The sequence below is a fragment of the Salinimicrobium oceani genome (genome assembly GCF_012037645.1).
In genome coordinates this window covers 1-506 of the sequence record NZ_JAAVJR010000426.1, presented here as the reverse complement: position 1 = coordinate 506, position 506 = coordinate 1, and the positions used below count along the sequence as shown (strand labels likewise).

Sequence of the window (506 nt, the reverse complement as noted above, 5' to 3'; positions counted from 1 at the left end):
TACCTGGTAATGATGGGGATTTTGATCCTGCTAGGCATTTGGATTTATTTTTCTTCTTTACCTGAAGTTGACGCCGATGCTGAAGATGAAGAACTGGCAAAAACCAATCTCTCCAAAAAGAGTATTTTTCAGTTCCCTCATATCTTCCTGGGAACCTTAGCCTTATTCCTTTATGTTGGAGTGGAGGTGATTGCGGGAGATACAATTATTAATTATGCTAATGAATCCCATGGCATTCCTTTAGATGAGGCCAAATTCTTCGCCAGTTTCACACTGGGAGCAATGATTTTGGGATATGTCATTGGAATTTTCACCATACCAAAATATATTTCCCAGGAGAATGCGCTGAAGGTGTCTGCTATCCTCGGACTTATTTTCGGACTGGTAGCTATATATGCTGACGGGTTTACTTCAGTTATGGCAATCGCGCTTCTTGGAATTGCAAACGCATTGGTGTGGCCTGCTATCTGGCCAATGGCACTTGCAGGTTTGGGTCGCTTTACGAA

The 506-nt window shown here is 42.5% G+C and carries 1 protein-coding gene; it reads left to right on the top strand.

Annotated elements, in window-relative coordinates:
• Window positions 1-9: 9 nt before the first annotated feature.
• Window positions 10-506, top strand: a 497-nt coding sequence (locus HC175_RS17550; protein ID WP_479685237.1) for an MFS transporter, incomplete at its 3' end; no start/stop codon positions are given.